Raw genomic sequence first — 22985 nt, forward strand, 5'->3', positions numbered from 1 at the left:
CATCAAATCCCGTCGAGGGAATCATGAAAAACCAGCGAAGAGCCAATGATCTTTAGCCTTCACCATCTTCCGTAATGGTTTCCCTCACAATTTCATCAATCGTCGTTACACCGTCAAAAATCAGCTTTAATCCCGCTTCTCGCAGAGTGGTCATCCCCTGCGAGCGGGCAAAATTACGGATGTCGTCGACAGAAGCATTCGCCGCAATCAGATCGCGAATATCGTCGGTGACATCCAGCAGTTCGTAAATTCCACAACGGCCTTTATAGCCCGAGTTGTTACATCGCTGGCAACCTTTGCCGTAGTAAAAATTATATTTACGAGCCTGCTGAATCGGCAGTTGTAATTCCATCAGCAATTCATCGCTCGGATCAAACTTCGTACGGCATTCTGTACAGATTCGCCGCACCAGTCGCTGTGCCAGTACCGCTTCAACGCAGGCCGTAATCAGGAAGGGTGGGACACCCATATCTCGCAATCGAGTAATCGCCGATGGAGCATCGTTGGTATGCAGCGTACTGAAGACCAGGTGCCCAGTCAGTGCTGATTGAACAGAAACTTCAGCCGTTTCGTAGTCGCGAATCTCACCCACGAGAATCGTGTCAGGATCGTGACGCAAAATTGCCCGCAGCACTGTCGCGAAAGTTACTCCAATATCATGGTTCACAGGGACCTGCAGCAGACCCTCAATTTCATATTCAATCGGGTCTTCTGTCGTAATGATCTTGGTTTCAACGTCATTGAGTTCATTCAAGGCCGAATACAGTGTGGTTGTTTTGCCAGAACCTGTCGGCCCCGTCACCAGCACAATTCCGTTCGGCCGCTTGATCATGCTGCGAAAGCGAGTCAGCGTATTGGCGTCCATCCCGATTTTATTCAGATCGAGCTGCACGACGGTGCGGTCGAGCACTCGCATAACGACTGCCTCACCAAAGAGTGTGGGTAGAATACTGACTCGCAAGTCCACACTGTTTCCACCCACGTTCAATTCAATTCGACCGTCCTGGGGGAGCCGACGTTCAGCAATATCCAGATCACTCATAATCTTGATACGACTGACAATGGCATTGGCCAGGTGACGCGGAGGAGGCACCATTTCATAGAGCATCCCGTCCGCTTTCACACGCACCTTGAACTCGTCTTCAAACGGCTCAAAGTGAATGTCGCTGGCCTGATCCTTAATGGCCAGCAGCAGAATCATATTCAGCAGCTTACGAATGGGTGCGGCATCGGCCAGTTCGGCTTCGTCGAGATTGTATTCACGGCTATTCAGGCTGCCGGACTCTCCATAAGATTCCTCCATCGAGGTAATCAGATCTTCAATACTATCCTGCTTATCCGCGTAGTAGCGGGCAATCGCCGCTTCGACATCCTTCAAGTTCGAAATCGCACCGCGGACTTCGGCTCCCAGAAAGTTCCGCAAATCATCCAGAGCCGCCACATTCTGGGGGTCGGCCATGGCGACTGTCAGCACATTGTCCTTCAGGGAAATGGGCATGATCTTGTAAAGTTCAGCCATCGTCTGGGGCACCATTTCAATGGCGCGGGGTGGGATTGTTGTTTCTCCCAGATTGACGACTGGCATCCCCCATTGTTCCGCCAGAGCTTCCGTGACCTGTGCTTCGGTCACCAGACCCATGCGGATTGCTACCTGGCCGATAATCTCGCCCGGACTGCGCTTCTGCTCCTCCAGCACATCCCAGAGCTGATCCTCTGAAATGTACCCCAGGTCGACCAGAATCTGTCCGAGTTTACGCTGTGCCATACATCCAACTTTATCTAACAACTGGCCAACAGATTTGTTTGCCGTTGAAACGAACTCTCAAACTTAAACCCGCACTCAGCACCCAGTCGCTCGAGGTGAGCATCACGACATGCAGACGTCCAGGACCTGGTCAACTGAAGTTGGCACATCCCTTGAGCGAAAAAGCCGTCTCCCGCCAGGAAAGATTATTCCTCTTCCTCTTCGTCTTCAGGTTCATCATCCAGTAAACCCTTCTTGGCCCGGGCAATACGGGCTTTCAATTCGCCCGGCTGATTCGAACGAACCACCACGTCGTCCTCTTCGCAGATCTGGTTCTTCCACAGATTGAAGAGTGCATCGTCCAGGAGCTGCATCCCGAACTTGCGCCCTGTCTGAATGGCTGAGTTAATACGGTAAGTCTTTGCTTCACGAATCAGGTTCGCAATGGCAGGAGTCACCACAAGAAGCTCATAAGCAGCCACCACACCCTTGGGTTTTCGCGGCAACAGCGCTTGTGAAAGAATCCCGATAATCGAAGTCGAGAGCTGGGTGCGAATCTGTTCCTGCTGGTTCGTCGGGAACACGTCGATAATTCGATCCACCGTCCCCTGGGCACCCGTGGTGTGCAAAGTTCCAAAAACCACGTGGCCTGTTTCGGCTGCGGTAATCGCAGAAGAAATCGTCGCCAGGTCACGCATTTCACCCACGAGAATAATGTCCGGATCCATACGCAGCGCACGTCGGAGTGCTTCTGGAAAATCAGGCACATCGACACCGATTTCGCGCTGATTGATCGTCGCTTTTTTATGCTGATGGTAATACTCGATCGGATCTTCCAGCGTGATGATGTGCGCATCATCGTTGTCATTCAGGAAGTTAATCATACTCGCCAATGAGGTGGTTTTGCCGGAACCAGTGGGCCCGGTCACCAGAAACAAACCTCGCGGCCTGCGGATCAGATCACGAATGATCGGGGGCAATCCAAGTTGTTCGAACGAGAGGAACTCATTGGGAATTCGTCGCAGCACCATGCCGATGTGGCCGCGCTGCTTGAATACCGCCACACGAAATCGAGCCTTATCGCCAAACGCAAACCCGAAGTCAGTTCCACCAACCTCCTGGAGTTCCTGCTGATTACGCTCAGGAGTGATACTTTTCATCAGAGCGACTGTATCTTCAGGCTCCAGCGATTTGGTGTCGAGTCGCACCATGTGACCACTGACACGCACCACGGGAGGCTGACCAGTCGTGATGTGCAGGTCGCTGACGCGCTCGCGAACCACTGTCTCCAACAGTTTGTCGATTTGCAGAAAAGCCATGGCACCCAAGTTTCCGTCGATAGTTCACAGATCAAGAAATCGCACACGGAGAAATTACAGATTTTGGAGATCAAATGCTGTTCAATTGTCTGATCAACCACACAAATTGGCGGAACTCACTGGGCCTTTCCGGAAGGCTTCGTGTGGCCAGAAATAATGTGAAAGTGAAATCAGTACTATGAGATCTCTCTGCCAGATTTCCGTGAATCCGTATCAGTTTTCGGTGAAGATCGAATCAGAAGGAAAACAAGACGAAAGGAATGTCGAACTGGCGCCTGAAAAGCAAAATGATTTGAATGACTGAGAGCGACCTGCGAACCAGGTCAAAATTCTGTTGCGAACAATCGAACAAAGATTGTGAATAAACTGCGATGGATCGATGGCCCGCTGGACACATTATTCATCGCTTCCTGGCGATCTCAAGCCATCGCATCAAAAGCCCCTGATTTTGCATTCAAGTTCATGGGGAAGCATCAGCACACAGTCGGCACGCTTCCGCCGATCTGGATCTCCCATCAGGCAAGTTGACTGTTCTGTCAATCTCCGGTCACGCCCACGCGAGTGTTGCAGTATGAGCAGTTCCTCCAAAGTATGTGCTCATTTTTGCAACACTCAAGTCGTTGCATGGGAGGGAAGTCGGCAGGCAACTCCAGGGAGATCGTGTGTTCACTTTTGACTTTAAGGTTGGGACTGAGGTGTCAGTTCCCGTCAGGTTCAGTCGTGGGGACTCCCCACCAAACCCCAAGCCACAGAAATTTACTTCGCGTGCAGTGTAAATCTGTAACAGCGCTATTTTCGGCGCCGAAATCTCCCCGTTTCGTCTAGTGGCCACTCCCCTTGTCGAGTTTGTAAGCCTCAAGCAGGGTTGACTTTCCGATTAATGCCTTATCGACAGCATCTTCAACAAGGGTCTTCATACCAAACAGACGTGCCTGTCTCCGCAGTGACTGGGAAGGTTCTCCCTTGAATGTCATTTCACGCAATGTGGAGTTCATCATCATGAGCTCGAACACAGCGGCACGACCTCGATAACCCGATTGCTGGCAGTGATTGCACCCCTTGCCTCGCATAAAGTTTGCCGCCGCAACTTGTTCTGGCGTCAGGGCAAAGTGTGCAATTTCGCTGGGGTCGGGTGCATACGGTTCTTTGCATTTCGGGCACACGGTACGCACCAGGCGCTGTGCCATAATGGCCACAATCGACGAGGCCACCAGGAATGGCTCGACTCCCATGTCAATCAGGCGTGTAATAGAACTCGGTGCATCGTTCGTGTGGAGAGTACTGAAAACCAAGTGTCCAGTTAAAGAAGCCTGAATTGCCATCTGAGCAGTCTCGGCATCTCGAATTTCTCCCACCAGAATGATATTCGGAGCTTGTCGCAGCATCGCACGAATAATGCGTGCAAAGTTCAATCCAATGTCGGCCTTCACTTCCACCTGATTGATCCCGGGCAGGTAATACTCCACGGGATCTTCAGCCGTGATGATCTTTTTATCCGGCCGGTTCATTTCGCCCAGAGCACTGTACAAAGTAGTAGTCTTTCCGGAGCCGGTGGGCCCTGTGACCAGAAAGATTCCATTCGGACGTCGAATCGTGTTGTTGAATCGGCGGTAGTTCTCGTCCGACAATCCCAGGCTGCGGATCCCCACCTTAATATTGTTGCGATCAAGGATTCGCATCACGATGGCCTGGCCAAAACCAGTGGGGAGAATACTGACTCGCAGGTCAAAATCCTGGCCGTTGATGCGGGTTTTGATTCGTCCGTCCTGAGGCCGGCGTTTTTCGGCAATATCCATGTTTCCCATAATCTTGAAACGGGAAATCAGTGCCGAATGCAGACGCTTGGGAGGGCTGTCTCGTTCGACCAGCACTCCGTCAATCCGGTAGCGAACACGCACCTTGTCTTCAAACGGCTCAATATGGATGTCAGAGGCGCGCATGTTCACTGCCTCGCTGACAATCAGGTTTGCGAGGCGAACAATCGGGGCACTCTCCTCCGCGGTCGTGGCCGCCGATGAGGGGATATCCGTCGCGGTAAAATCGATGGCTGTTTCGGTGAACTCCAGCAGAATCGAATCGACAGATTCCGTTTCACTCTGGCCATAATGCCGATTGATGGCATTTTGAATCGATTCTTTGGATGCCACTGCCAAATCAATATCGCGGTTCAGCAGAAATCGGAGTTTATCAAGCACTTCATAATTCATCGGGTCGCTGATCGCGATCTTCAGCCGGTCATCGTCCATTGCCAGCGGGATCACAATATTTTCGCGCGCCACCGATTCGGGAAGCAGCCCGATCACACCACTGGAGATCTCCATCCCGTCCAGACTGACGTACTGGTAACCAAAAGCGGCGGCCTGTCTCTGGCCCAACTCGCTGGCTCCCACATACCCCAGTTTAATCAGGGCATCAGAAATCGAGATCCCCATACTGCGGGCGAGGTCCTCGGCTTCACCAAGCTGATCCTTACTGATGAGACCATCTTTGATCAGTTTGCGAAGGTAATCATCCGCCATCGGTGGCTCCTGAGTTTTCTGAAGTCAATCAAGTTCAAAGATGCACAGAGTATGCGTTCAATCACGGTGAATCTGCGGCTACAAAATCGTCAGTTCATGACTCCCACAGCCACTTACATGGCTGGTAAAAGTCCAGCGTATTGCTTGATGAGAAGGCCAAATTGAGGCAGACAACCGTGGAGCCATTGTGCAATGACGTTGATCGAACGGCATTGATCGATCCGTATTGCCCAAACAGTCCCGATCATCACCTGTGTCTTGGCATGACATGAAATTTGAAAGGACGAGCTGAGAAACACCACACAACAGGTTTCTCTCTCAGCGAATTGTGGGGTTGCTCAACAAGAGAAGTCAAGGACGCAAGTGCCCATCGATTCGATGGTTACACGCATTTTTGCACACCCCCGCCCAATCGGCTCATCTCAACGGATTTTTCGGATCAGCTTTCTGTGGGCTTCTCATCCGGCAGACGGTGCAGCTCAATGCGATTCAACTCGATTTTGGAGCGTTATTCTGGGGCACCTTGCATATCGGAGGTCAGCGCGCGGTAACTCCCCTGGTTCGGAACAGACGCTTCGGCTGCCGCACCCTGGTTTGGATCACTGTCGGCTGGATTCATCTCAGAGGAACCTGAAGATGACCTCAACACCCGATTCATGGACCAGGTCATGGTCAGAATCACAATCGTCCACGCCGGAATCAGCATCGCCCATGCGGCCCATGTCATGATCACGTCACCTCAACGGAAAATCAGATCAGCGAGAATTCAATCAGTCATTCAGCATCGTAGCTCTCGCCAGTGACGTTTAACACAGATTTCTGAATTTCACGCCGCGTGAAGCTCCTTGCGTCTGTTCTGTCCTCTCGACATTCATCCCGAAACAGCGGCCGTCACTTTCTTCAATGCGATTCTTCGAGACCGGAAAACATTGCCACGAGCCCCATCATCGATTGAGCGGCATGAAGCTGCATCACAGTCGAAATCCAAAGCCGTCGCACACCGATCTGTGTCATCAGTTCAGTGTTATCAATTCAGGGTCATTAATTCAGGGTCATTAATTCAGAGTCATTAATTCAGAGTCATCAATCCACAGACGCTTCCGCCCGGCCTGATACTTCAGACCAGTTTTCGGGGCTGACAGCTAAGCTTCAATTCCCACCCCGATCAAAAATTCAGGAAAATGAGTGTCTGAGCGGTACTTTTCGTCATCTGCAGAAATTCTCATGCGTATTCCTGTCTGGTGGTTGATTGAGAAGCTTTTGTCATCCAACATTTTTGGCGGGAGTGTCCATCGATGCCTTACAATTCTGTTCTGTCACAACCGGGGTTGTTGAGAGACTTCCACACCAGAGCAGGACATGCTGTGAATCCAGCCAAACCACCACTCCATGTACCGGTGATCCTCCCAAAGGGGCAGAAGTTATCCTCTCATCCAGAGGCCGCTGCCGATCTTGATGCCGCACAAACACGAGATTCCGTCGATCTGGATCGTCTCCTGACGATTCAAAAGTGGGCTCGTTTACTTGATGCTCGCTTCACCATCCCGGGGACCAGCATTCGCTATGGCTGGGATTCCATCATTGGCCTGGTTCCATGGGCAGGCGATTTGCTCACCGGACTGGTCGGAGCATGGCTGGTCTATCTCGCCTACCGAGTGGGGCTCCCTCGATGGTTGTTACTGCAGATGTCGGCCAACATTGTTCTCGATTTTGCCGCCGGGAGCATTCCCGTCGTGGGCGATCTCTTCGATCTCGCCTTCAAGGCCCACATCCGCAATGCGATCCTGGTCGAGAATTACGTTAAAGCCCAGCAGGGTCAGAAGTAAGCCGTCTGTCGAGGGGCGTGCGCTGCGATCGCTCGATCGGCAGGCGAGATGATCGGTTGGCAACCAGCTTCAGGGCGATTCTTTTGAGGTCTGTCTGATCAACAGTCATCGCGAGATCGAGATTCTTCCCGGTCAATGTTTGGTACACGTCGTGCAGTGAGCGTGGAATCGGTGATCTCGAAGCGATCAGAGGTCTTCTGGTTCAACTATTCTGCTTTCATGCCGGTCACTGACTTCGCATGACTTCCTGGCAGCGCAGTCACTGAATAATCTCTCAAACATTCTGCCCCCTGAAAATGAGGTTGCTGATGGTTCCGGCGAACGTCTCTGTCGAAAATCGGGCATCGATTGAAGGTCAATCGTCGCAGTCATCAGAAGCAGTTAAACATCATGCGGGCATGGGGGCCATTCTCACAGAACAAGGGGTGGCCTTCCGTGTCTGGGCACCTCATGCCCAGGCCGTCTCTGTAGTGGGGGATTTCAATGACTGGCAGGAGACTCAGCATCCCCTTTCCCAGGAGTATCGCGAGCCGACTGAAGATCACGAGCAGGCAGGAACTGCTCCCGAATCTGTCGCCAGTGGTTTCTGGTACGGCGAAGTCACGGGGCTCAGTGTCGGCGCAGAGTATTTATACGCCTTAAAACTAGGCGAGAACTGGGTGACGCGCATTGACCCCTATGCCAAAGAGGTCACGAACTCCGTAGGTCACTCCGTTGTTGCAGACCCCGAATTTGACTGGCAGGATGACGCCTTCCAACTGCCGCCCAGAAACGAACTCATCATTTATGAGATGCATATTGGCACCTTCGCCAAAGATGCCGGCGATGGCCAGCCAGGAACACTTTCTGCTGCAATTCGCCAGCTTGATCATCTCAAACGTATGGGTGTGAACTGCGTCGAAATCATGCCTCTCGCCGAATTCGCGGGTGATTTCTCCTGGGGTTACAATCCTGCTCACATTTTCGCCGTCGAGTCGAGTTATGGCGGCCCGAAGGCATTTAAGGAGTTCGTTCGCGAAGCTCACAAAAGAGGCATCGGTGTCATCCTTGATGTCGTCTACAATCACTTCGGTCCGTCTGATCTGAGTCTCTGGCAATTCGATGGCTGGAGTGAAAATCAACTCGGCGGTATCTACTTCTATAACGATTGGCGGGCAGAGACTCCCTGGGGCAGCACCCGCCCGGACTACAGCCGACCTGAGGTGCGACAATACCTGCGTGATAATGCACTCTACTGGCTCGATGAATTTCATTGCGATGGACTCCGCTTCGACATGACTTTATATATCCGTAGTGTGCGCGGCGATGGCGACCCCGGCTGTGATCTTCCGGATGGATGGTCTTTAACACAGTGGATCAATTCGGAAATCCATGCACGCCATCCACAGGCTTTGACCATCGCGGAAGATCTCCACAATAAGGACGAACTGACAGCACCCGTCGAACGAGGCGGAGCTGCCTTCTCCGCGCAGTGGGATGCCAGGTTTGTTCATCCCGTACGAGAAGTCCTGATTGAACCCGATGATGATGCCCGTTCCCTCGACTCCATTAAGGGGGCTATCTTTGCCACCTTCAATGGCGATCCATTTGAACGTGTGATCTATACCGAATCTCACGATGAAGTCGCGAACGGCAAAGCCCGCATCCCTTCAGAAGTCATGCCGCATGAAACCCGTAACTGGTTTGCCCAGAAGCGGGCCACCCTGGGCCTCGCCCTGGTGATGACGACCCCCGGAATTCCGATGGTCTTTCAAGGGCAGGAATTTCTGGAAGACGGCTGGTTCCGCGACGACGTGCCACTCGACTGGGATAAAGCCATCGAACTCAAAGGCATTCTCCGTCTGTTTCGGGATCTTTGCCACTTGAGAGTCGATAAAAAAGGTGTCTCTCGCGGATTGACAGGTTCAGGAATTGCGCTGCTCCATGAAGATCATGCCGCGAAAACATTAGCCTTTCACCGCTGGCATACCTCGGCCCCGCAAGATGATATTGTCGTTATCCTCAACTTTTACCGCGAACCCCGGAAGGTCGAGTTCAACTTTCCCCATGCAGCGACCTGGCAACTGGAATTGAATTCCGACGCCAGTATCTACAGCCCTGAATTCGCGAATACCGCCTGTATCGATCATCTGAATCTGCAGGATGAAACTGCCAATCCAGCTCACCATGCCTCGCTGGAAGTCGGCCCTTACTCGGCTCTCATCTTTTCGCGGCAGACTTAGCGGGTCGTCAGGATTTCAGTGAATGAAGGTACTGGATTTCATGTGAAACGACGGGCTACTCCACCATGAGTCGCCCGTCGTTTGTTATGAATGTTGATTGATATGAATACAGAAAAGTGGCTGGGAGAACGGTTACCAATGGCGAAGTCGCCAGCCCAGTACAAATCCGACGCCCAGACAGACCAGGGCCGCAGTGCCAGGTTTTTCACGGGCGTAGACTTTCAGGTATTCTCCCAGATCATGAAATGGCTGAAGCTCGCAACCTGGCTGCAAGGCACGAGAAAACATCTCACTTCCTCGTGTTGAATATTCTCTCTCCTGGCCAACGGGATTCGTTGTCTCATAACCTTCAGTGATGACCATGATTGACTTTCTATAATAGTTGCTTTTCGTGGAGCTCTATAAATTCAATGGGTTTCCGCCAGTAATCAAAACGAAGTCAGCGTTACCGGCTGAGAATGATCATTGCTCTTTGGCGTCGTTGATCTCATCCTGATGCAACAGATGTCTCATCCATTGGAGGTTCGCTCGCAATTCTTCCTGATTGCTGGCGAGTGGTTCAATCGCACGCTGTAATCTCATCACAGCCCACGCCAGCGTTGTGACTGCGATGATCACACCCATGGCAGCCGTGCAGGCGAGAGAAGCTTCTCGAGTGAGGCCGATAGTCGCTTCCAACCAGGCGGCGATCGCCATCAATGCGATGGGTAAACTTCCCAGTAGCAGTGCACCACCTAATACCAACAATCCCAGTGCCCATTGCGATCTCTTCCAGAACTCAACAATGTCCATCTGAAACAGTTGGAATTGAAGATCGGCCAGTTTGAGGCACTCATGAATAATCGTAATGAGTGTCGGCGGCTGATCAGAGTTTCTCACTTGGGCGCGACTGGCGGGGACCGGCTCACGTTCATTCATGGCGATCTTTTCTGAATCCATCCCCAGGTTGCTCCCAAAGTCGCAGCGATCAACAGGCTCATGGCTGCATTTTGCGAAATCCAGCGATTCGCCACATCCCAGGTAATATAAGGTCTCTGTAAAGGTTCGTGGTCGGTTGTCCTTTCGAGAACCTTGTTCTCGGTGCATCCCCCGGTAACCCTCAATGCCTGAGTCTGGTTCTCTCGTACTCTCATTTACAGTAGCAAACCCCGAATGATTTGAAGAATGAGAATGGCTGCAGACCAGCTATTGGTTTCTGTGATCTGCATCATCACCCATGGTAGAGGTGAAGCTTGTTTTCTGGTATTGGCGTATTGCTCGAATAAATATCATGAGTCCCGGAGGTGTTGAACGTATCTGATGATTGATGCTCAGTCGATGTTTGAGCAGAGTTCATTAAACGATCAATTTGAGAAATACCATAATTGATCGCACTGCGTAGCAGAAACTGGCTGGCAATCGTCACTCCCGTCTGCCATAAAGTTGGTACAGCCGGTGACTGACTGATGGGCTCGTTGAACTGCTGTATCTGAAGTTGCTTGACGATCTCCCGCCGCGTTGCCTCATCGATTTCTACCCGCACAGGAGGCTTTTTCCTGGGGATTAATAGATAACCGGCTGCTGCTGCAATTCCCACACTCAGGAGTGGATGCTGGCTGACCTGATACTTCCAGTCGAACCAGCGGTGGGCCTGAGCACTCCACTCACTGGAATGTCGATCGAGTTGTCGCCTCAACCGCCGCATCTTGAATCGAATTCTCTCTCGATCATCCATTATACGTCTTTCGGCGGTGAGGCTCTCTACGGAATGATATCCATCGTTATAAGAATATCTTTATGATCAAAAACCTGTTATCAGGCCCGGTCAGACCGCAGCAGCAGCGTGACGACAACGCCGGCCAGGAGGCCCACACCAAAGGCTGTCGTTATCGATTCGAGTGGACGCGAAGAAACCATTTTGTGAGCTTCCTGCATCCCGGATTCAATCCCGCTTTCAATCGAACCCAGTCGCTGGCTGGCCGCATGAGCGGCTGTCTGGGCATATTCACGAACGGTTTGTCCCGCATTCCCCAGGAAATTCTGTCCGTTCTTCACCGCTCCTTGAACAAACTGCTCCAATTGACGGCGTGATTCTCCGGTCTTCTTTTCCAGGAGACCAATCAATTGCTCAGTGTTTCCCTGGGCCTGCTGAAGCTCGTCATCACTGATCTGTCCCCAGCGTTCCCGAATCTGACCTTTAAGTTGTGTCCACTGTCCTTGAATTTCTTCTCGAGTAATCATGCTGATCAATTCCTTAATAAAAGTTCACCGTAATGAGCGAGCGTCAGGTGTTCGTGATCTGATTCGATCACAAGCCATCATGTTGATAGAGCATCTCTATTGAGAAGTTCGACCTATATCGAAGGGCGCCGGACTCCCCCCATGATCAGGCTCAACAGGAACAACACGATAAACACCACGAATAACAGCTTGGCAATCCAGGCGGCCGTACCAGCAATCGCTCCAAACCCCAAAACGCCGGCAATGATCGCCACAATCAAAAATGTCAGTGCCCAGCTCAGCATGATGCTCTCCAGTCTTTGTGAATGCGTCATTTCGAAATGTGTGTGACCTCGCCAGACTTTGACAAAACATTGCCAGCCTGATGTTCACACGCTGTAGAAATGACTGTAGGAAATGATTCGATTCACAGTCGTGACTCGAAAATTGGCGTTGACTGATGAGACCTATAAAGCACGGGTCATGCCAAACGCACGAAAGTCACCGATCGACTCACAATTTCCTGTTTTTGACCCTTGTCGATGGCTGATAGCCGCTCAACTGGTTGCCAATCGACCAGTTGGAAGTCGAAATCTCCTCATTTCCCTGGCCGCGGTGGCGTCGTCTGTCCCGAGAAGAGAAATCCTGTGCAGCGAGCTGGACTTAAAGGGTTACTTCCATTTCTCAGCCTGAGGCATGACAGAGCACCCGAAACATCAGTCAAAACAGCTTTTGGGAAATGGGCAGCTTTCAGTCGTTGCAGCCGGATCCATTTGTTGCCGGTCAGTACGCCATGAACGACAGACTCCCTGGCAGAAATCCTTTGCAGCCGGGGTACGAGATTTGCCTCTCATGCGATCGACAAATCTCTATCAGGAGTCACATTTTGATCCTTCAGACCACTGCCACTCATTTGTTCAAAACACCCGTCAAGCGATCACGACGACGAAAAGAATCGTTGGATCGACAGGGGAACGATCCCACTCTCGAGGAAATTTTGCTCGCCTGCCAGCAGATTCAGTCGGAGTGGTCCCCCGAAGAAAAGCGTCGGCGTCGATGTGCGGCTTTCCTGTGGAATGAAGAATTGCCCCTTCAATTCCACTCCATTGGAAAGTGAAAACGGGCACTTCCGCCACCATCAAGCGATCAGCCAGCACGGTTTTCGTGGTGAATTCAGACGGCAAAAGCCGTTGGTGGAGTGGTTTCCATCGACCGCTAAGAGCCCTCTGCAAAATTTCTGTGGAAACTTTGCTGGTGAAGCAGGGCTCCAGGTATTTATCATTCGTGATATGAACACGATTGATTGGAAACCGATTGTCCCGCTGATTGAGTCTCATCAACGCATTCTGGTATCGAGCCATGTTCGACCAGACGCGGATGCCATTGGGTCAGCTTTAGGCCTGGCCTGTCTGCTCAAACATCTCGGCAAGACAGTCCGCATTGTGAATCCCTCGGCACCGCCAGCCAATCTGTTCTGGATTGACCCTGAGCAGATGGTCGAAACGTTTGGCGGGTCTGTGAATGGTGCCAGCCTCGCCGAGACCGATTTGCACATCATTGTCGATACCAGCGCCTGGCAACAATTGGGCGAACTCGGCAAATGGATGCGTACGACCACCATTCCACGGATCGTCATCGATCATCACGTCAGCAGTGACGATTTGGGAGCCATGGAATTCAAAGACACTCGATCCGAAGCCACAGGCTCTTTGATTTTCCGTCTTTGCGAATTCATGAATGTTCCTCTGACGCCAGTGGCAGCGACAGCCCTCTATGCGGCGATTGCCACTGATACAGGCTGGTTCCGCTTTCCTGCCACCAACGCGCAAACCATGCAGATCGCGGGTGCTCTCATGGAGCGGGGGGCCGACCCCACAGATATCTACCGTCATCTGTACGAACAGTCGACTCTCGCCCGGCTCCACCTTTGCGGCCGAGTTTTAGGTCGTGCTCAACTCGATGCCGATGGTCTTCTCGCATCGACAGTTGTTAAATGGAGCGATTTCGTCGAACTGGGGGCAGTTCCAGCAGATACCGAAGACCTTGTGAACGAATGTCTGCGCATTGCGGGGACCAGAGCTGCCTATATCGGTGTTGAACAGATGAATAGCCAGATCAAATTCAGCTTTCGCAGTCGCGGCGGTCTGAATGTGGCGTCGATTGCCGAGAAGTTCGGCGGTGGTGGTCATAAACAGGCTGCCGGGGCAACTCTCCCCGGCCCGCTCGATGTGGCCCACGCGCGAGTTCACGCAGCCATGCTTGAAGGCTTAAAGGCCCTTCCCGATCCTGCCAGCAGTTCCATTCCGGCCAGTTGAGCCAATTCGGTTAAGGCAAATCGAATTATATTTTCAAATCGGTGTATTTCGATGGGTTGACCGCGGCGGTATACTCAGGTTTCCAGGCAGGTTGTCAAAACGCCTTCAGGAAGTTCGTCTTGTAAGCCATTGACAGCCCTTCCCTCCCACCCGAATTCCCACCGAGCGGTATTTCCTTTATGACGACCAAACCCAGCGTGGCGTCTGAGTCTGTGGGTTCACATCTCTCACCTCCTGCTCCGGCAGAGGCGATCGTTTCGCAGACATCAGCGGATGTAGCGTCATCCCGGCGCGACGCGGTCGCAGCCATGCTCGCCTGTGGCTCGTTTCTGGCTGCTGTCGCCATCCCGGTCTCTGCCGCAGTCGGCCTGACTCTCGATCCACTCCTGAGAAAGTCCGGTACCTCTGCGGATTCATCCCCAGGAGGCAACCCGGCAGCAGAACTCGCCAGTGGATTTTTGCCAATCATCAGGTTTGACGAACTTCCTGAAGATGGAACTCCAGTCAAGAGTGTCGTGCGGATTGATGTTCGCGATGCCTGGCAGGTTTTTCCTGATCAGCCAGTCGGCACGATTTACCTGAGAAGATTTCCAGATCGAACCGTCGTGGTCTTCAGTGATATCTGTCCGCATCTGGGTTGCAAAGTCGATTACGAAGCTGATCAGAGCCGGTTTTTCTGCCCCTGTCACTCCAGTGCCTTTGCTCTCGATGGCCAGGCCATGAATAAAGTCTCGCCTCGGCCGCTGGATCAATTGGAAGCACGCATTGATCCCGCCGGAATGGTCTGGGTCAAGTATCAGGAATTTCGAACCGGGATCCCGGAGAAAGTTGTTGTCTGACAGCCCACAACAGACCTCGAACTCGACTCCATCTCATCAACCTTGAAGTGTCAGTTCGGCGTACAGCAGGTTCCCGCTGGCATTGAGGAATGCGGCAATATGCATCGAGTGAGTCATTGGTTAGAAGCACGCACCGGATTGATCACCTGGTTTCGAGAGCTGGCAAATGCTCCCGTAGCGGGTGGCCCGCGCTGGCGTTACGCCTGGGGGTCTGTACTGGTGGTGCTCTTTATCACTCAGCTCGTCACTGGCCTGGCCATGGCGGGCACATATTCGCCAGGTCGCCTTTCTTCGTGGGAGAGCACATACTACATCCAGCATCAATTGCATTGGGGCTGGCTCGTCCGCGGAATTCACCATTATGCCGCCCAGGCCATGGTCGTCGCTCTGGCTTTACAGGTGCTGCAGATTGTCTGGGATCGCTGGTATCTTGCACCTCGTGAATTGAGCTTCTGGGCCACAATTGCCGGCGGGCTCTGCATTTTGGGGTTGTCGCATACCGGCTATCAGCTCCCCGGTGACCAGCGTGCCCATGCAGCGACCAGCATTTTTCTCAACATCATGTCTTCCGCCCCTGTGGCAGGGCCTTATTTGCAGGAACTGGTGCAGGGGAGCAGTCGTTACGGAAATCTCACCTTATCGCGACTTTACGTTCTGCATGTCGGCTTACTTCCACTTGCTTACCTGGCGGTGCTGGGCTTGCAATCGCTGTTGTGGAGAGCCGAAGCCAGACGAAGCCGGCAGGACGATGTCCCGCTCAACGCGACTCGATTCTGGCCCGGGCAAGCACTTCGCAATGGAATCTTTTCATTGCTGGCTGTCGTCACTGTTGTCGGTTTGACTTTGACTCAACCGGCTGAACTCGGAGCGCCCATGAATCCCGCCGAGGCGTTTTCTGCTGCCCGGCCGGAATGGTACTTTCTGTTTCTGTTCCGCTTCCTGAAGTTCGAATTCGTGCAGCAACTGGGCGGCCTGGTGTTCGGTGCCATTTACCTCCCCACACTCATTGGCCTGATTATCCTGATCATGCCCTGGACGGGACGCTCCCGATGGGGTCACAAGGCGAACGTCGCCTTTCTGCTGCTCCTTTTCACCGGTGTGGGTTATCTCACTGTCACCACTTTGCGAGAAGATGCTCTCAATGTTGATCATCAACTCGCACTGCACCACAGTGAGCAACTCGCCCAACGAACAGTGGATCTCGCCTCGCAGACTGGTATTCCAGCCAGCGGTGCTGTCTCTTTGCTGGCCAACGATCCACTGACACAAGGGCCACGGCTATTTCAGAAGAATTGTGCTGCTTGTCATCACCACGAAGCTGTCGTGGCAGGTCATGCAGCGCATCCCCCCCAATTCTCGGCGGCGGATCTGAGTCAGTTCGGCTCACGTGAATGGATGAAAGCCATTCTGATCGATTACTCCACCGTTCTGGCTCCGCTCAAAAATCACTCCGATGCCACCGTCGCAGCCCGGTTTCTCGAAGGCGATATGGCCAGTTGGTCGAGTGAAAACCGCGATCTGTTGCTGGCTCCAGAAAATGCCACCAGTCTGGCGGCACTGCTCGAATTTATGGCGCAGCAGTCCGGCCGGAAAGATCTGGGGACCATTGATGAGAAACTGGCACTGCAAGGTCGTGAAGTCTTTGCCACGGGCAAGCTTGCCAGTGGAAGTCTGTCATCCGCCTGCATTGATTGTCATGCCATGCACGTTCGCGGCGAAGACAAGCCTCTTGCCGAAAACTCCGGGACAGGAGCACCCACTCTCACAGGCTATGGCGGAGGTGTCTGGCTGACACAGTTCCTGAAAGCACCCGGTAGTGACGATTACTTTGGTGCGAAAAACGCCATGCCCGCTTTTGACAAGCTACCGCCACGAGAACTCGAAATGCTCGTGCAATGGATGACGGGCGATTACTGGCGGCCGGAAAGATAAGCAACTCTCGCGTTGACTAATGATGCGTGCTCAGCTTGAAGATCGGCAGCAGCATCCCCAGGGCAATTGTGCCAATCACCAGGCCCATCACAGCGACCATAATAGGCTCGATGAGGCTGGTGGCCGACTTAATCGAGACGGCCACTTCGCGATCATAATGATCACTCAGCTTGCCCAGCACAGTTCCCAATTGCCCCGTCTGCTCTCCCGCAGCAATCATCTGCACGACCGATTTGGGAAAGACAGGGTTCGTCGCCATGATCTGAGCAATCGACTGACCAGAGGTCACATGCAAGGCCACATCTTCCATCGCATCCTGAAAGATGCGGTTTCCAGCCACTTTGGCAGCAAGTTCGAGTGCCGGCAGCACAGGCACACCGGCCGAGACCGTCGCCGAAAGTGTTCTGGCAATCCGGGCGAGAATGGTTTTACGAACCAGTGGCCCCAGAATAGGTAATTGCAGCATCAGGCGGTCGCGAAGACGTTGCCCCCATTCCTTAGAAAGCAAATAAGCATTCGCCGCCACGAGGGCCACGACACCAAGGATCCACGCCCACCAGTAGCCTGTCAGCGAATTCGAAACCGCAAGCAGAATGCGTGTCGCTGTTGGCAACTCAATCCCGCGGCCAGCGAACATCGGAGCAATTTTCGGGAAGACATAAGTCAGCAGAAAAATACAGGCTCCGACGCACATCAACAGCATGGCTGCAGGGTACATCATCGCCCCCTGCACTCTTTGCCTCGTTTCGGATTCCTGCTGAAGCTGTTCTGCCAGCCGACTGAGAATTGGCCCCAGATGACCTGTCGCTTCACCGGCTTTCACAAGATTGATGTACCGTGCATCAAAGCTTCGCGGGAACTCACTTAAAGCCGTCGAAAAGTCGTCTCCCGATTTCACACGTTCTTCGATGGTCGTCAGCATCTGTTTGAGTGCGGGCGAAACCGCTTGCGAGGCCAGTCCTTCCAGAGCCACAGAAAGTGCCACGCCGGCATCGACGACAACGGCCAACTGGCTCGTCATCGAAACGATATCTGCCTGCCTGGGTTTACGTGTCAACCAGGGCTTCAATTGAAGAGAGACTGCCGATTCCACCAGTTGGACAGGATACAATCCATCGGTTTTGAGCTGACGAACTGCCATGGCCAACGTTTCGGCTTCCACGCTGCCCGAGTGTGTCGTGCCCTGAATGTCACGTGCTGTGTAGGTAAATGTGCTCATCACGGGCACCAGGTCCCTTGCAGGCCATCAGAGGAAATCAATCTCAAACACATCTCATCACCAGCGCAGATTTCTGTTGAACTTGGCCGAGCATTTCACATTGCAGTCTGGCATTGATCGGCCACTCACTTCTTCCTGCCATTAACTTCCCGCCATTAACTTCCTGTTATTAACTTCGAAGTGGTAGCCAGCCTTCATCACTTGCCTGAAAGACTTCTTCAATCGTCGTTAAACCTTCGCGAACTTTGCGGAAGCCATCGAAACGAAGTGGCATCATCCCCTGCTTCTGGGCATAACTTTTCAGCTCTCCCAGTGCTGGCGATTGCGCAATCAGATCGCGCATGCCGTCGTCCACCACCAGCAGCTCATGGATCGCAACCCGTCCCGAAAATCCCGTGTTCCGGCACTTCTTGCATCCCACTCCGCGGAAGAACTCCTTGGCTTCCATCCCCATTTTTCCCATGGCCAGTTGCATGGCTTTGGGTGGTTCATACGACTGCTTGCACTTCGGGCAGATACGCCGGCACAGTCGCTGTGACAGCACCATGTTCAGGCTGGCAGCCAGCAGATAGCTTTCGATGCCCATGTTGATCAGACGTGTCACAGCCGAGCAGGCGTCGTTCGTATGCAGCGTGCTGAACACCAGATGCCCCGTCAAAGCGGCCTGAATCCCGATGCGGGCCGTTTCATTATCGCGGATTTCACCCACCATGATGATATCCGGATCCTGCCTGAGCAGGCTTCTGAGCACTGCTGCAAATGACAGACCGATTTTTTCATTCACTTGAAACTGATTGACCATCGGCAATTGAAATTCCACCGGGTCTTCCACAGTGCAGACGTTCTTTTCCATCGAAGTCACGGCATTGATGGCCGAGTAGAGCGTCGTACTTTTGCCACTTCCCGTGGGTCCCGTCACCAGGGCAATTCCATTGGGATGATGAATCTGGGCAATAAATTTCTCCAGAATTTCGGCACTGAATCCCAATTGCGAAAGTGTCAGGTTGATCTTCTGGCTGTCGAGAATTCGAATGACCACCTTCTCGCCATGCGGCAATGGCAAGGTGCTCACCCGCAGGTCGATCGGTCGCCCTTCCATCAAAACATGAATGCGTCCATCCTGAGGCAGACGACGCTCACTGATGTCGAGGGTCGCCATAATCTTGATGCGAGAAGCTATCGCTGGAGCAATATGTAAAGGCAATTCGAGTGCCTGATGCAACGCTCCATCCACGCGATAGCGGACACGAATCTGGCGTTCAGTCGGTTCGATATGTACATCGCTGGCACCATCCCGCACCGCGCTGAAGATCACATAGTTCACCAGCTTGATGATCGGGCTCTGACCGGCAAGATCAACATCAAACGAAATATCGTCGATCGATTCCTCGATTAATTCGACAGCTTCGGTGTTCACGTCATCGATAATGTCATCGATCACAAACACTTTGGAGTTCGGCAGGTACATCTGGAATGTCCGCCGTATATCTCGACTGCTCGCTACTGCCAGTTGAATGTCGCAGCCCGAGATCTGCCGCAACTGATCGATGATAAAAATGTTCGATGGCTCCGCCGTTGCGACAGTTAATGTCTGGCGAACTTTGAACAACGGCAGGATGCAGTTTTTTTCAAGAAACTCCCGAGGCAGCAACTCGACAGCGCGTGGATCAAACAGTCGGCTGTCGAGACGGATGTAAGGAATGCCGCAATCATCAGCGACGCATTCGAGCACCTGGTCTTCAGAGCAATAGCCCTGAGCGACCACAATTTCGCCCAGCAGTTGCATACCCCCACTGCTGTGCTGTTGGGCTAAAGCTTCATCCAGATGCTCTGCACTCAGATATCCCTTCTGGACAAGCAGATCGCCAAGTCGAGGTTTATTGAGTTGAAGTAAACCAGCCATTTCAGTTGCCGAACTTTCGAATGAGAGGCCACTCAAGACGTGGAGCCGATTTCACGACTGGAAACTTCCGACAGCATCGATCATCGATTCATACAGGTCGAATTCTTCATCGAGCCTGGTGACATGAAAGATCTTGCGGCCCGTCTCTGTCAGTGCGCAGATTTTGACGTTTCCGCCCTGTTCGCGAAGTCTTTCATGCAGGTCAACCAGAGCTGTCAAACCAGCACTGTCCAATGTTTCGCTGCGATCCATCTGCAACACGACGCTTTTCAGCCCCGCCTGCAGATGCGTCTCGATGGCTTCATGGAATAATCGCGTCGTTTCTTCGGTCAGCTCTTCCGGAGTATGAGCGACCAGCACGTTTCCAAAGGTTTCTGTCGAGACCTGCATATCATTCACCGTTCACAGGAAGAATCAGCTCTGCATCGAATGGGATCAAGTCAGGCAGGTTATGGCCGGAAGTGATTGGTCAGATCTGTAATCTCGACCGAATCGTGTCCACCGGGATTCAATAATCGGATCGCTGTCTGCACAACTTCTTTCGGGCTGAAGGGTTTAACGACCAGTGCCGAGACTCCCAGCCGCTCCTGAAGTTCTGCTTCGTCCATTTCGTAGCCTTTAGCGGTCAGCAGAATGGCTGGCAGATGCCGTGTTGCCTCGCAACTGCGGATCTTTTCAATAAGTTGCAGGCCACTCATATGCGGCATATTGCAATCCGTGATCACCACATCGGGCTGTTCTTCCAGAATTTTTGACCAGGCAATCCCGCCATGTTCTGCCATCTGCACATCAAACCCCGATTTGCGGAACTTGAGTGACAAAGGCAACAGCACATGCGGTTCGTCATCACATAACAGGACACGGTAATTCATGATCTTCCCAATTCGCAGTAGTCAGTATCGCAGTCGAGATGACAGTGCTTCGGATGGCAGTGCTTCTTCAGTTATCGAGCAGGACGTGGTCGTTAACACGATGTGTTTTTCGAATGCGATGACCAGCCGGTATGCTGATCGTAAAGCAGCTTCCTTCACCTTGTCTGGAAGAGACGCTGATGGATCCGTCGTGAATGCTGGAGATGATGTATTTCACAAGTGCCAGACCTAACCCGGTTCCCGCAGCAGCTTTCATATTCTCCGGGACTCGATAAAAACGCTCAAAGAGTCGAGGCAGGCTGGCCGCAGGAATCCCCATGCCGGTATCCCGGACTTCAATCAGGACACGATCTTCTTCCAGTCGGCTTTTGAGGGAAATCTTCCCGCCGGCTGGGGTGTACTTCACAGCGTTCGATAACAGGTTCACGACTGCCTGGCTGAAGAGGTCTTCATCGACATGGGCGGGGATATAAAGATCACTCAGTAACGATTCGACCGTCTGCGATTTAGCGGCAGCCTGAGGAGTCACCACATCGAGCGCGCTCTTGAGCAAGCGGTTGATTTCGACATCTTTCCGCTGAACTCGAATCACACCACTTTCAATCCGTGCCAGATTCAGCATGTTGTCGACCAGCCGGCTCAGGCGATCGACCTGTTCATCGATAAATACCAGAATCTTCTGCTGTTCTTCAGCTTCATCAATCTCGCCATCGCGCAAAAGCTCGGCATAAGCCTTGATGCTCGACATGGGTGTCTTGAATTCGTGGCAGACCGAAGAAACAAACTCCGCATGTCGGCTGCGATCCTGCACTTCTTTCCCGATATCCTGCAGCACCAGTGCAGCCCCCAGCAGGGCGTTTTCGTTCTCTTTGAGAGTATGCGCATGAATTCGGTACGTCGTGGCCAGACAGGGAACATCGGCTGTTCGACGATCACTCGCCACTCGCCGCGTCAAAGTCTCCTGCAGCAGCGGCTTCATCCCTTCGAGAATGTCAATCAGCCCCGTCTGTTCTTGAACTTCCCGTGCAAGTTTCTGGCTGATCTGTTTATAAAGACTTCTCGCAGATTCGTTCTGGTACAGCGCATGTCCATTCACATCGGTCACGACCACTGGTTGTTCCATATCATCCAGAGCCATTTCCAGACGGCGGACGTGACGTTTCTGCACTTTGAATCGCGCTTCGACAGTCGCTCGGGCATGCACTGCTTCTGCCGTTCGTTTTTCAGCCTGCTGTAAGAGATGGTTGGCTTCCGAGATAATGTTTCGAAACAGCACCAGATCTGCTGTCAATTGTGTGCGATTCTCGGGTTGACCAAGCCTCCTGGCGGCATCGGCTTCGTAGCGGGCGGCAATCATGGCGCTGATCAGCACACCACCCAGACAGAACAAAAAGACAATCAAAGAACTGATGGGCGTGCCAAACAGTAGAATACAGAGCAGAACTGCGGTCTGGCCAAAGACAGCCACCGGGATAATCAGCGGCAAAAGAACCGAGTAATGGGCCTGAAAAATCCGCCGGTGGGGTGGCTTGCCAGGCGATGTGCTCGAAGAAGTCTGTGCTTCCAGTTCGTGCGCCTGAGTTGTTGGACTGTGGGTCGTTGAACCCTGTAAAGCAGAACTGCGAGAAGCTGAACCCTGAGTCGATTTGTGAGATTTCGATCCTTCTCTCGTCGAGTGAGGATCGATGCCCGAAAGCTGTTGACAGAGCTTCGTATTTCGATCTGTCCCCTCTTCCGAGGGAATATCGAACTCGGCCGAGAGGGCATTGAGCCTGGCATCGAGTGCAGGCAGGTCGCCCCTCATGAGCTGGAGTAGTCGAGTTGAGGATTGTGAACTATTGGACACAGTGCTGCCTTATCGCATTCTGAGCCGCAGGGTGCCGTGCCAGAACTGATGAGTCGCTTGTGGCAAAACGGCAACAGGCTGGGCCTGCGTGGCAACCGTAGGTCAGGATTTCCACTCAGTCCAACGAGAACTCGGGACAGCTTGAGAACTATCTTCAACTCCCGGCATCACTGATGGCTCGTGACGAAAATCTCGCCAGAGACAGACCTCGCGAGTCCGCGATCCGACAA

General features: G+C 52.7%; 19 protein-coding genes. 5 read left to right on the forward strand and 14 right to left on the reverse strand.

Features of this window, described 5'->3' with window-relative positions:
* Positions 1-52: 52 nt before the first annotated feature.
* The 4 genes from A6X21_RS12925 to A6X21_RS12945 all read right to left on the reverse strand — a co-directional run bounded on the left by A6X21_RS12925 (position 53) and on the right by A6X21_RS12945 (position 6309).
* A complete protein-coding gene (locus A6X21_RS12925; RefSeq protein WP_068848517.1) occupies positions 53-1765 on the reverse strand; it encodes a GspE/PulE family protein in 1713 nt (570 codons plus the stop codon).
* 185 nt (positions 1766-1950) lie between these two features.
* On the reverse strand, positions 1951-3063 hold the full coding sequence (locus tag A6X21_RS12930) for a type IV pilus twitching motility protein PilT (protein ID WP_068848519.1): 1113 nt from the start codon (positions 3061-3063) through the stop codon (positions 1951-1953).
* Positions 3064-3884: 821 nt separating this feature from the next.
* Complete coding sequence (locus tag A6X21_RS12935; protein ID WP_068848521.1) at positions 3885-5582, reverse strand: GspE/PulE family protein; 1698 nt, start codon at positions 5580-5582, stop codon at positions 3885-3887.
* 508 nt (positions 5583-6090) lie between these two features.
* On the reverse strand, positions 6091-6309 hold the full coding sequence (locus tag A6X21_RS12945; protein WP_068848525.1) for a hypothetical protein: 219 nt from the start codon (positions 6307-6309) through the stop codon (positions 6091-6093).
* A gap of 568 nt (positions 6310-6877) precedes the next feature.
* Here A6X21_RS12945 and A6X21_RS23725 point away from each other — a divergent pair.
* A complete protein-coding gene (locus tag A6X21_RS23725) occupies positions 6878-7408 on the forward strand; it encodes a DUF4112 domain-containing protein (protein WP_083233592.1) in 531 nt (176 codons plus the stop codon).
* A gap of 308 nt (positions 7409-7716) precedes the next feature.
* A complete protein-coding gene (locus A6X21_RS12955) occupies positions 7717-9630 on the forward strand; it encodes an alpha-amylase family glycosyl hydrolase (RefSeq protein ID WP_068848527.1) in 1914 nt (637 codons plus the stop codon).
* 132 nt (positions 9631-9762) lie between these two features.
* Here the strand turns inward: A6X21_RS12955 and A6X21_RS24690 are convergent, their stop codons facing one another.
* The 5 genes from A6X21_RS24690 to A6X21_RS12980 all read right to left on the reverse strand — a co-directional run bounded on the left by A6X21_RS24690 (position 9763) and on the right by A6X21_RS12980 (position 12134).
* Positions 9763-9918, reverse strand: a complete 156-nt coding sequence (locus A6X21_RS24690; protein WP_165603790.1) for a hypothetical protein — start codon at positions 9916-9918, stop codon at positions 9763-9765.
* Between the two features lie 174 nt (positions 9919-10092).
* A complete protein-coding gene (locus A6X21_RS12965) occupies positions 10093-10716 on the reverse strand; it encodes a phage holin family protein (RefSeq protein WP_068848531.1) in 624 nt (207 codons plus the stop codon).
* 124 nt (positions 10717-10840) lie between these two features.
* The gene (locus A6X21_RS12970; protein WP_068848533.1) at positions 10841-11344 is read right to left on the reverse strand and encodes a hypothetical protein; all 504 of its coding nucleotides are present in this window, start codon (positions 11342-11344) and stop codon (positions 10841-10843) included.
* Positions 11345-11424: 80 nt separating this feature from the next.
* The gene (locus tag A6X21_RS12975; RefSeq protein ID WP_068848535.1) at positions 11425-11850 is read right to left on the reverse strand and encodes a CsbD family protein; all 426 of its coding nucleotides are present in this window, start codon (positions 11848-11850) and stop codon (positions 11425-11427) included.
* A gap of 113 nt (positions 11851-11963) precedes the next feature.
* Positions 11964-12134 carry a DUF1328 domain-containing protein gene (locus A6X21_RS12980; RefSeq protein ID WP_068848537.1) on the reverse strand — a complete coding sequence of 57 codons (171 nt, stop codon included), beginning with the start codon at positions 12132-12134 and terminating at the stop codon, positions 11964-11966.
* Positions 12135-13022: 888 nt separating this feature from the next.
* On the opposite strand from A6X21_RS12980, the gene A6X21_RS12995 reads away from it, so the two are divergent.
* The 3 genes from A6X21_RS12995 (at position 13023) to A6X21_RS13005 (ending at position 16915) form a co-directional block, all read left to right on the forward strand.
* Positions 13023-14144 (forward strand): DHH family phosphoesterase, encoded by a 1122-nt coding sequence (locus A6X21_RS12995; RefSeq protein WP_240490258.1) that lies wholly within the window; start codon positions 13023-13025, stop codon positions 14142-14144.
* Positions 14145-14323: 179 nt separating this feature from the next.
* A complete protein-coding gene (locus A6X21_RS13000) occupies positions 14324-14983 on the forward strand; it encodes a QcrA and Rieske domain-containing protein (protein ID WP_083233593.1) in 660 nt (219 codons plus the stop codon).
* A 99-nt stretch (positions 14984-15082) separates the two neighbouring features.
* Positions 15083-16915: a cytochrome b N-terminal domain-containing protein gene (locus tag A6X21_RS13005; RefSeq protein WP_068848543.1), complete on the forward strand. Its 1833-nt coding sequence runs from the start codon at positions 15083-15085 to the stop codon at positions 16913-16915.
* Positions 16916-16931: 16 nt separating this feature from the next.
* On the opposite strand, the gene A6X21_RS13010 is transcribed toward A6X21_RS13005, so the two are convergent.
* The 5 genes from A6X21_RS13010 to A6X21_RS13030 form a co-directional block, all read right to left on the reverse strand.
* Positions 16932-18134, reverse strand: a complete 1203-nt coding sequence (locus tag A6X21_RS13010) for a type II secretion system F family protein (RefSeq protein WP_068848545.1) — start codon at positions 18132-18134, stop codon at positions 16932-16934.
* Between the two features lie 169 nt (positions 18135-18303).
* Positions 18304-20037, reverse strand: a complete 1734-nt coding sequence (locus A6X21_RS13015; protein ID WP_013108707.1) for a GspE/PulE family protein — start codon at positions 20035-20037, stop codon at positions 18304-18306.
* 51 nt (positions 20038-20088) lie between these two features.
* Positions 20089-20427 carry an STAS domain-containing protein gene (locus tag A6X21_RS13020; protein ID WP_013108708.1) on the reverse strand — a complete coding sequence of 113 codons (339 nt, stop codon included), beginning with the start codon at positions 20425-20427 and terminating at the stop codon, positions 20089-20091.
* Positions 20428-20486: 59 nt separating this feature from the next.
* Positions 20487-20909, reverse strand: a complete 423-nt coding sequence (locus tag A6X21_RS13025; RefSeq protein WP_013108709.1) for a response regulator — start codon at positions 20907-20909, stop codon at positions 20487-20489.
* A 67-nt stretch (positions 20910-20976) separates the two neighbouring features.
* Positions 20977-22755 carry a sensor histidine kinase gene (locus tag A6X21_RS13030; protein WP_131818327.1) on the reverse strand — a complete coding sequence of 593 codons (1779 nt, stop codon included), beginning with the start codon at positions 22753-22755 and terminating at the stop codon, positions 20977-20979.
* Positions 22756-22985: the final 230 nt, after the last annotated feature.

It is taken from the genome of Planctopirus hydrillae, assembly GCF_001707835.1.
GTDB classification, from domain to species: Bacteria; Planctomycetota; Planctomycetia; order Planctomycetales; family Planctomycetaceae; genus Planctopirus; species Planctopirus hydrillae.

Coding starts and splice junctions, on each gene's coding strand:
- A6X21_RS13025 (WP_013108709.1), bottom strand. CDS start 20,909: ATGAATTACCGTGTCCTGTTATGTGATGACGAACCGCATGTGCTGTTG.
- A6X21_RS12955 (WP_068848527.1), top strand. CDS start 7,717: ATGGTTCCGGCGAACGTCTCTGTCGAAAATCGGGCATCGATTGAAGGT.
- A6X21_RS12945 (WP_068848525.1), bottom strand. CDS start 6,309: ATGACATGGGCCGCATGGGCGATGCTGATTCCGGCGTGGACGATTGTG.
- A6X21_RS13005 (WP_068848543.1), top strand. CDS start 15,083: ATGCATCGAGTGAGTCATTGGTTAGAAGCACGCACCGGATTGATCACC.
- A6X21_RS12930 (WP_068848519.1), bottom strand. CDS start 3,063: ATGGCTTTTCTGCAAATCGACAAACTGTTGGAGACAGTGGTTCGCGAG.
- A6X21_RS13010 (WP_068848545.1), bottom strand. CDS start 18,134: ATGAGCACATTTACCTACACAGCACGTGACATTCAGGGCACGACACAC.
- A6X21_RS13020 (WP_013108708.1), bottom strand. CDS start 20,427: ATGCAGGTCTCGACAGAAACCTTTGGAAACGTGCTGGTCGCTCATACT.
- A6X21_RS12970 (WP_068848533.1), bottom strand. CDS start 11,344: ATGGATGATCGAGAGAGAATTCGATTCAAGATGCGGCGGTTGAGGCGA.
- A6X21_RS12925 (WP_068848517.1), bottom strand. CDS start 1,765: ATGGCACAGCGTAAACTCGGACAGATTCTGGTCGACCTGGGGTACATT.
- A6X21_RS24690 (WP_165603790.1), bottom strand. CDS start 9,918: ATGTTTTCTCGTGCCTTGCAGCCAGGTTGCGAGCTTCAGCCATTTCAT.
- A6X21_RS12975 (WP_068848535.1), bottom strand. CDS start 11,850: ATGATTACTCGAGAAGAAATTCAAGGACAGTGGACACAACTTAAAGGT.
- A6X21_RS23725 (WP_083233592.1), top strand. CDS start 6,878: ATGCCTTACAATTCTGTTCTGTCACAACCGGGGTTGTTGAGAGACTTC.
- A6X21_RS12965 (WP_068848531.1), bottom strand. CDS start 10,716: ATGCACCGAGAACAAGGTTCTCGAAAGGACAACCGACCACGAACCTTT.
- A6X21_RS12980 (WP_068848537.1), bottom strand. CDS start 12,134: ATGCTGAGCTGGGCACTGACATTTTTGATTGTGGCGATCATTGCCGGC.
- A6X21_RS13000 (WP_083233593.1), top strand. CDS start 14,324: ATGACGACCAAACCCAGCGTGGCGTCTGAGTCTGTGGGTTCACATCTC.
- A6X21_RS13015 (WP_013108707.1), bottom strand. CDS start 20,037: ATGGCTGGTTTACTTCAACTCAATAAACCTCGACTTGGCGATCTGCTT.
- A6X21_RS12935 (WP_068848521.1), bottom strand. CDS start 5,582: ATGGCGGATGATTACCTTCGCAAACTGATCAAAGATGGTCTCATCAGT.